This is a genomic window from Streptomyces prasinopilosus (genome assembly GCF_001419695.1).
GTDB classification, from domain to species: domain Bacteria; phylum Actinomycetota; class Actinomycetes; order Streptomycetales; family Streptomycetaceae; genus Streptomyces; species Streptomyces prasinopilosus.
Map to the genome: position 1 here is coordinate 1 of NZ_LIRG01000185.1, position 8,345 is coordinate 8,345.

General features: G+C 73.5%; 5 protein-coding genes and 1 pseudogene. All 6 read right to left on the reverse strand.

The window, feature by feature from the left end; genetic code table 11:
- Positions 1-143 precede the first annotated feature (143 nt).
- On the reverse strand, positions 144-1,100 hold the full coding sequence (locus tag AOK18_RS09405; protein WP_055694005.1) for an ABC transporter substrate-binding protein: 957 nt from the start codon (positions 1,098-1,100) through the stop codon (positions 144-146).
- Position 1,101: 1 nt separating this feature from the next.
- Positions 1,102-3,045 (reverse strand): ABC transporter permease, encoded by a 1,944-nt coding sequence (locus tag AOK18_RS09410; RefSeq protein ID WP_055694006.1) that lies wholly within the window; start codon positions 3,043-3,045, stop codon positions 1,102-1,104.
- Positions 3,045-4,184: a quaternary amine ABC transporter ATP-binding protein gene (locus AOK18_RS09415; RefSeq protein WP_055694007.1), complete on the reverse strand. Its 1,140-nt coding sequence runs from the start codon at positions 4,182-4,184 to the stop codon at positions 3,045-3,047. The genes AOK18_RS09410 and AOK18_RS09415 overlap by 1 nt, the downstream gene beginning before the upstream one ends.
- Positions 4,184-5,719: a GMC family oxidoreductase gene (locus AOK18_RS09420; protein WP_055694008.1), complete on the reverse strand. Its 1,536-nt coding sequence runs from the start codon at positions 5,717-5,719 to the stop codon at positions 4,184-4,186. Before AOK18_RS09420 ends, AOK18_RS09415 begins: the two co-directional genes overlap by 1 nt.
- Before the next feature lie 343 nt (positions 5,720-6,062).
- Positions 6,063-7,583 (reverse strand): aldehyde dehydrogenase family protein, encoded by a 1,521-nt coding sequence (locus tag AOK18_RS09425; RefSeq protein WP_055574485.1) that lies wholly within the window; start codon positions 7,581-7,583, stop codon positions 6,063-6,065.
- A 235-nt stretch (positions 7,584-7,818) separates the two neighbouring features.
- Positions 7,819-8,345: pseudogene (locus tag AOK18_RS09430) on the reverse strand (hypothetical protein); the annotation flags it as partial.

Below are 8,345 nucleotides of genomic sequence, written 5' to 3' on the forward strand. Positions count from 1 at the left end.
CGTCCGCCCCGCGGCGCGTGACCGCACGCGCCGCGGGGCGGACGGCCCCGGGTTCACCCCGCTCGGTGAACCCGGGGCCGCGCGTCGTGCCCGGACCGGACCGCCGTCCGGCCGGGCCGGGCTGGACCGGGCTCGACCGGGCCTCAGGAGAGCCAGGCCTTCCAGGTGGACTCGTTGCCGTCCACCCACTTCTCCGCCGCCTCCCGGGGCTCCATCCGCTGCTCGGCGATCATCAGGGAGACCTCGTTCTGGTCCTCGGTCGTCCAGCGGAACCTCCTCAGGAAGTCCGCCGCGTCACCGCCGTTCTTCGCGAAGTCCGCGTTGAGGTACTTCTGCAGCGGGGTGTGCGGGTAGGCGCAGGCGACCTTCTCCGGATCGGCGTCGCAGCCCTCCTCGTACTCGGGCAGTTCCACCTCGGTCATCGGCACCTTCGCGGACAGCCACTGGGGGGTGTACCAGTAGCTGAGGAAGGGTTTCCTCTCCTTGGCGAACCGCTGGATCTGGGTGATCTGCGCGGCCTCCGATCCGGCGAACACCACCTTGAAGTCCAGCTTCAGGTTCTTCACCAGCGCCTTGTCGTTGGTGAGGTAGGCCGGTGACCCGTCCAGCAGCTGGCCCTTGCCTCCGCTCTCCGCGGTGCGGAACTGATCGGCGTACTTGTCGAGGTTCTTCCAGTCGGTGATGTCGGGGTGCTTCTCCGCGAAGTACGTCGGCACGAACCAGCCGATGTGCCCGGTGACCCCGAGATCACCGCCGGGCGTGATCGTCTTCTTGTCCTCGACGTACCGCCGCTCCTGGTCCGGGTGGCCCCAGTCCTCCAGGATGGCGTCGACCCGGCCCTGGCTGAGCGCGTCCCAGGCGGGCACCTCGTCGACCTGCACGGTGTCGACGCGGTAGCCGAGTTCCCGCTCCAGCAGGTACTGGGCGACGGCCACGTTGGCCTGGGCGCCCACCCAGGACTGCACGGACAGGGTGACCGTCCGCGCGCCCTCGGCGTTGGCGAACGGCGAGGCCTGCCGGGTCATGTCGGCGGCGCCGCAGCCGGTCAGCAGGACGAGCGCGGACACTCCGGCCACGGCCGGCGTCGTACGGAGTCGCATCTCAGGCTCCCCTCTTCGTGCGGCGTTCGGTGGGCCGGGTCACCCGGTCGAGCATCAGGCCGAGGCAGACGATCGCGGCACCGGCGACCAGGCCGGTCGCCAGGTCGCCCTGGGCGAGGCCGAAGACGACGTCGTAGCCGAGCGCGCCGCCGCCGACCATGCCGCCGATGACGACGACGGCGAGGACCAGGACCAGGCCCTGGTTGACGGCGAGGAGCAGCGCGGGGCGGGCCAGCGGGAGCTGGACCTGGCGCAGTTGCTGGACGCCGGTCGCGCCGAGCGAGCGGGCCGACTCCAGGGCCGCCGGGTCGACCTGGCGCAGTCCCTGCGCGGTGATGCGGACGACGGCCGGCAGCGCGTAGACGACGGCCGCGGCGACCGCGGGGGCGCGGCCGACGCCGAACAGGGCGACGACCGGGATCAGGTACACGAACTGCGGCATCGTCTGGAACACGTCCAGCACGGGCCGCAGCAGACGGTCGACGCGGTCGCTGCGTGCGGCGGCGATGCCCGTCGCGAAGCCGGCGACCAGGGTGACGGCGACGGCCGCGAGGACCTGGGAGAGCGTGTCGAGGGCCGGGGCCCACACGCCGAGCACCCCGAGGGCGGCCGTGGCGAGGACGGCGGTGAGCGCGGTGCGCCAGGTGCCGATCAGCCAGGCCGGGACGGCGACGGCGAGCAGCACCGACCACCAGGGCAGCCCCTGCAGTCCGTCGCGGACCGGGTCGAGCACCCAGGTCGTGAAGCGGGCGGCCCAGTCGGCGGTGCCGCCGACGACGGGGACGCCCGAGTACAGGTGGTCGGTCATCCAGTCGACGGCCCGGTTGACCGGTTCGGCGATCGCGACGACCCACCCGTCCGGCCACTCCAGCCGGCCCGCCGTACGTCCGGCGACCGCGACGGCCGCGGCGCCGGCCACGACGTACAGCCAGTGCGTACGGGGCCGGGGTGTCCCGTCGGTGTTCGCCCCGGCCGCGGCGGTGACGCGGTCGAGGACGACGGCGAGCAGCACGATCGGGATGCCGGCGGCGAGGGCCGCGCCGACGTCGACGGAGGCCAGCGCCTGGTAGACGCGGTCGCCGAGGCCGCCCGCGCCGATCACCGAGGCGATGACGGCCATGGACAGCGCCATCATGATCGTCTGGTTGAGGCCGAGGAGGAGTTCCCTGCGGGCCAGCGGGATCCGGGCGGTCAGCAGGCGCTGGCGGGACGTGGTGCCGAGCGACTCGACCGCCTCCAGCACCTCCTGGTCGGCGCCCCGCAGGCCGAGCGCGGTCAGCCGGGCCATGGGCGGCGCGGCGTAGACGACGGTGGCGAGGACGGCGGCCGGGACGCCGATGCCGAAGACCAGCACGACCGGCAGGAGGTAGGCGAAGGCCGGGAGCACCTGCATGGTGTCCAGGACCGGGCGCAGGACGCGGTCCATCCGGTCGAAGAGCCCGGCGGCGAGCCCGAGCAGGGCGCCGGTGACGACGGACGCGGTGACCGCGACCGCCATCAGGGCCAGCGTCTGCAGGGTGGGCACCCACATGCCGAGCAGTCCGCAGGTGAGGAACGCGGCGGCGGTGCCGAGGGCGAGGCGGACACCCGCGACGCGCCAGGCGACGAGTCCGGCGAGGACGGTCGTCCCCGCCCAGCCGACGGCGAGGAGGGCGAGGTAGACGGCTCGTACGGCGAGGACGACGGCGTTGCTGACGTGGCCGAGGAAGTGGAGGAAGAGGGGGTGGGAGTCCCGGTTGTCGATGATCCAGTCGCTGGCGCCGGCCAGCGGCCCGGAGACGTCGACGGTCAGTGCCTCGGGCCAGCTGCCGCCGGACCAGCGCGCGGTGGCGAACGGGACGAGGACCGCGGCGGCCACGGCGAGCAGCAGGAGCTTGCGCACGGCGACGTGCCCGAGCGGCCCCGGCCGGCCGGCCCGGGGGACGGCCGCGGTGACGGACGCCATCAGAGGGTCCCCTCGGGCCGGTCCGCCCCGGCGGCGGGCTCCGGGACGCCGGGCCTTTCGGGTCCGGCCGGTGTCTCCGTCCCCGCGACGACCGACAGCAGCGCGGCGGAGTCCACGATCCCCACGCAGCGGCCCCGGTCGAGGACCCGGGCCGGGACGCCCGCCCGGGCGACGGCCTCGATGGCCTCCGAGACCGTGGCGTCGGGACGGACGGCGGGGCCGCTGCCCGCCTCGTCCACCGACGAGGCGGGGCGCATGACCGTGCGGACGGTGAGGACCTGTTCGCGCGGGACGTCCCGGACGAAGTCGCGGACGTAGTCGTCGGCGGGCGAGCCCACGATCTCCTCGGGGGTGCCCAGCTGCACCAGCCGCCCGTCGCGCATCAGGGCGATGCGGTCGCCCAGCCTCAGCGCCTCACCGAGGTCGTGGGTGATGAAGACCATCGTGCGGCCCTCCTCGCGGTGCAGCCGGATCACCTCCTGCTGCATGTCGCGCCGGATGAGGGGGTCGAGCGCGCTGAACGGCTCGTCGAACAGCAGCACTTCGGGGTCGACGGCCAGGGCGCGGGCGAGTCCGACGCGCTGGCGCTGACCACCGGAGAGCTGGGCGGGCCTGCGCTGCTCCATGCCCTCCAGGCCCACCTTGGCGACGACCTCGGCGGCCCTCGCGCGCCGCCGCGCCCGGCCCATGCCCTGGATCTCGAGGCCGTAGGCCACGTTGTCCAGGACCGTGCGGTGCGGCAGCAGGCCGAAGTGCTGGAAGACCATGGCGGCCCGGTGCCGGCGCAGTGCACGCAGCCGTGCCCCGTCCATCGCGCGCACGTCCTCGCCGTCGATGGCGATCGAACCCGCGGTCGGTTCGATCAGCCGGGTCAGACAGCGCACCAGCGTGGACTTGCCGGACCCGGACAGTCCCATGACGACGAAGACCTCGCCCTTGCGGACGTCGAAGCTCACGTCCCGGACGGCGGCCGTGCAGCCGGTGCGGGCGCGCAGGGCGGCCGGGTCGAGCGCGGTCAGCTCGGGGTCGCCGGGCACGCGGCCGGCCTTCGGGCCGAAGACCTTCCACAGCCCGTCGACGGAGAAGACGGGTGAGCCGGCCTCCGGGCCGACGGGAGCGGTGGCGGTGGCGGTGCTCATCACGCGTCGCCCCCGATCAGATCGACGGCCCGCTCGCCGACCATCAGCACGCCGATCATCGGGTTCACGGCGGTCATGGTCGGGAAGACGGAGGCGTCGGCGATCCGGATGCCCTGCAGGCCGCGGATCCTCAACTCCGGGTCGACGACGGCGGTCCCGTCGTCCGCCGCTCCCATCTTGCAGGTGCCCGCCGGGTGGTAGACGGTGTGGGCGACCTTGCGGGCGTACTCGCCGAGCTCCTCGTCGCCCGTGACGTCCGGGCCGGGGGCCACCTCGCGCTTGAGCCAGTGGGCCAGCGGCTCGGTCTTCGCGATCTCGCGGGCGATGCGGATGCCGTCGACGAGGGTGCGGCCGTCGTAGTCGTCCTCGTCGGTGAAGTAGCGGAAGTCCAGGGCGGGCTTGACCTCGGGGTCGGCGCTGGTCAGGTAGAGCCTGCCGCGGCTCTTCGGCTTGGGGATGTTCGGGGTCATGGAGACGCCGAACTCCGGCCGCTCGTAGCCCAGCCGCTCCGGATGGTCGGTGAACGGGATCTGGTAGAAGTGGAACATCAGGTCGGGGCCCGCGTGTCCGGGGTCGCGGCGCACGAACAGGCCCGCGTCGGAGTCCATCGCGGAGTTGTCCGGGAGGGGTCCGTCCGTCTCCCAGACGATCACCGACTCGGGATGGTCGAGCAGGTTCTCGCCGACGCCGGGGAGGTCGTGCGCCACGGGGATGCCGAGCGCCTCCAGGTCGGCCTTCGGACCGATGCCGGAGTGCAGCAGGAGCCGGGGCGAGTCGACCGCGCCGGCGCACAGCAGGACCTCCTTCCGGGCCCGGACGAGGATCTCCTCGCCGTCCTTGGTCCGCACGTGGACGCCCTCGGCGCGGGTGCCGTCCAGCTCCAGCCGGTACGCCCAGGTCTCCAGCAGGATCGTCAGGTTGGGGCGTTCGTCCATCACCGGGTGCAGGTACGCGACCGACGCCGAGGAGCGCTTGTTGTCCTCCGGGTGGTAGGCGAGGTCGAAGAAGCCGACGCCGTCGTCGAACGGCTTCCTGTTGAAGCCCTCGACCCGCGGCACGCCGAGCGCGGCCTGCGCGGCGTCGACGAAGTCGCGGGCGATGGCGTTGCGGTCCTTCTCGTCGACCGGGACGATGTTGTTCTTGAGCCGGTCGTAGTACGCCTCCATCCGCGCCGCGCCCCAGCCCTCGGCTCCGGCCCGCTCCCACTCGTCCCAGTCGGACGGGAGCGGCTTGAAGGCGATCAGGGTGTTGTGCGAGGAGCATCCGCCGAGCACCCGGGCCCGGCTGTGCCGGATGTGCGAGTTGCCGCGCGGCTGCTCGGTGGTGGGGTAGTCGTAGTCCAGTTCGCCGCCGAGCAGGCCCATCCAGCGGCGCAGGGTCAGCACGTCGTCACGGCCGACGTCACTGGGGCCGCCCTCGATGACCGCGACGGTGACGTCGGGGTCCTCGGACAGCCGGGAGGCGATGACGGACCCCGCGGTACCGCCGCCGATGACGACGTAGTCGTACGTGTGCTCGTGGGTGTGTTCCGGCATGGGGGTACTCCTGGGGGAACTCGGGACAAGGGATGTCGGCGGAAGCACGGGGGAGGCCCGGGCAGGGGAATGCTCGAAGCGACGTGACGTCACGCGGGACGTCCGGGGCTCACGGAGTGGGCGAGGCGCGTGGGACGCACGGGGCGCGTGAGGTGTGCGGGACGCGTGGGACGTGCGGCGCGTGCTGGGCCTCGGGGCGGGCGGCCCGCGGGAGGGGCCCCCGGGTGCACCGCCCGGCGGCCGCGGCCGCACGCGGGAGGCGCGTGGTGCGCCGTGCGCACCGGGTGCCTCCCACGCGGCGCGGGTGCCGGGCCCGCCCCGGGCGCCGCTCGGTGGTGACGGCTCAGCCCGCGAACCAGCGCACCGGCTTCGGTGCGAGGTTCTGGTAGACGTGCTTGGTCTCGCGGTACTCGGCGAGGCCCGCCGGGCCGAGTTCGCGGCCCACTCCGCTCTTGCCGAATCCGCCCCACTCCGCCTGCGGGAGGTAGGGGTGGAAGTCGTTGATCCACACGGTGCCGTGGCGCAGCCGTCCGGCCACCCGCCGGGCGCGGCCCGCGTCGGCGGTCCAGACGGCGCCGGCCAGCCCGTACTCGGTGTCGTTGGCGAGAGCCACGGCCTCGTCCTCGGTGCGGAAGGTCTCGACGGTGAGCACCGGCCCGAACACCTCCTCGCGCACCACCCGCATCCCGCGGTGGCAGTGGTCGAGGACGGTCGGCTCGTAGAAGTAGCCGGCCTCGGGCCGGTCGGCGGACGGCTCGGGCCGCTTGCCGCCGGAGCGCAGCACCGCGCCCTCCTCCAGCGCGGAGGCGACGTACGCCTCGATCTTGTCGCGCTGCTGCCCGGAGACCAGCGGTCCGCACTCGACGCCGTCCGCGGTGCCCCGGCCGAGCCTGATCCGCCCGGCGCGGCGGGCGAGTTCGGCGACGAAGCGGTCGCGGACGGACTCCTCGACGATGAGCCGGGCGCCCGCCGAGCAGACCTGGCCGCTGTGGATGAAGGCCGCGTTGAGCGCCTGGTCGACGGCGGTGTCGAAGCCCTCCTCGGTGGCGCAGGCGTCGGCGAAGACCACGTTGGGGTTCTTGCCGCCGAGTTCGAGGGCGACCTTCTTCACGCCGGGCGCGGCGGCCTGGGCGACCTTGGTGCCGCTGGCCAGTCCGCCGGTGAAGGAGACCAGGTCGACGTCGGGGTGCTCGGCGAGCCGGGCGCCGACGGTGTGCCCGGGCCCGGTGACGATGTTGGCGACCCCGGTGGGCAGCCCCGCCTCGATCAGCAGGTCGACGAGCGCCACGGTGGTCAGCGGGGTGATCTCGCTGGGCTTGACGACGAAGGTGTTGCCGGCCGCGAGCGCCGGTGCGATCTTCCAGCTGGCCTGGAGCAGCGGGTAGTTCCAGGGTGTGATCATGGCGCAGACGCCGACGGGCTCGTGCACGACGACGCTGTGGACGTCGGCGGAGCCGGCGTCGACGACCCGGCCCGGGGCCTCCCCGGCGACCAGGTCGGCGAAGTAGCGGAAGGCGTCGGCGACGCAGTCGATGTCGACGCGCCCCTCCTCCACGGTCTTGCCCGCGTCCCGGCTCTCCAGCAGGCCGAGTTCCTCCCGGTCCCGGACGAGGAGACCGGCGACGCGGCGCAGCAGCGCGGCCCGCTCGGCGGCCGGGGTGTGCGGCCACGGGCCCTCGTCGAACGCGCGCCGGGCCGCGGCCACCGCGAGGTCGGCGTCCTTCTCGTCGCCCTCCGCGACGACGGCGAACGGCAGGGCGTCCGCGGGGTCGAGGATCTCGCGCGTGGCCCCCGAGACGGCCGCCCGCCACTCACCTCCCGCGTGGATGGAGGTGCGCACCTGGAGCTCCGTACTGTCCGCCATGATCGCTTGCTGCCTTCCGTTCCTGTTCGGCGCCCGTGGGTGACCCGGGCCCCACGACCGGATCGGATGACCGGATCGGGTGACCAGGTCGCGTCACACGGGTGTCGCCCACGGAACGGGAGGGCACCTGCCCCCGAACCCCGCATGCATGCGCGATTCATCGCGGAACGTGTCGCATACCACACATCACGTGATCGAAGTGGGGAAACATCACAAAAAACCGGTCAGGGCCGGTTCAGCCGGGGTTCGTGGCGGTCCCGCAGGTGGTCTCCGGCGGGCAGAAGTGCGCGAGGGCGGTCCGGACCAGTTCCCGCTCGTCCTCGTGGCCGTCGGCGTCCGCCCCGTAGGCGGCGAGCGCGTACAGCTTGCCGTCGGCCGCCTGGAAGCGCAGGTCGACGACGTGCCAGGTCCCGATGTCGGGCTCGCCCTTCATGGAGTCCGCCAGGTACTCCAGCCGGGAACCGGTGAAGTCGCCGTCGTCCAGCGTCTCGAGGGAGAGCCGCTCGAACCCGGGCGCCTTCGGGGTGGCGTCGGAGAGGAACAGTGCGTACGACGCGTCGGGCGAGGGCTCCGCCACCTCGAACACCTGGAGCCGCATGCCGCGGTCGGGGCTGCGGTAGGTGACCACGTCCATGCCGTACTGGGAGGACACGCTGCTACGGGTCCACCCGGCGGGCCGGGCGATGGTGAACCCCTCGGAGTCGGCGTACCGGTCGTAGCCGGCGGGGACGGCGCCGTCCCCGCCGGCTACGACCGGTACGC

Coding starts and splice junctions, on each gene's coding strand:
- AOK18_RS09415 (WP_055694007.1), bottom strand. CDS start 4,184: ATGAGCACCGCCACCGCCACCGCTCCCGTCGGCCCGGAGGCCGGCTCA.
- AOK18_RS09410 (WP_055694006.1), bottom strand. CDS start 3,045: ATGGCGTCCGTCACCGCGGCCGTCCCCCGGGCCGGCCGGCCGGGGCCG.
- AOK18_RS09420 (WP_055694008.1), bottom strand. CDS start 5,719: ATGCCGGAACACACCCACGAGCACACGTACGACTACGTCGTCATCGGC.
- AOK18_RS09405 (WP_055694005.1), bottom strand. CDS start 1,100: ATGCGACTCCGTACGACGCCGGCCGTGGCCGGAGTGTCCGCGCTCGTC.
- AOK18_RS09425 (WP_055574485.1), bottom strand. CDS start 7,583: ATGGCGGACAGTACGGAGCTCCAGGTGCGCACCTCCATCCACGCGGGA.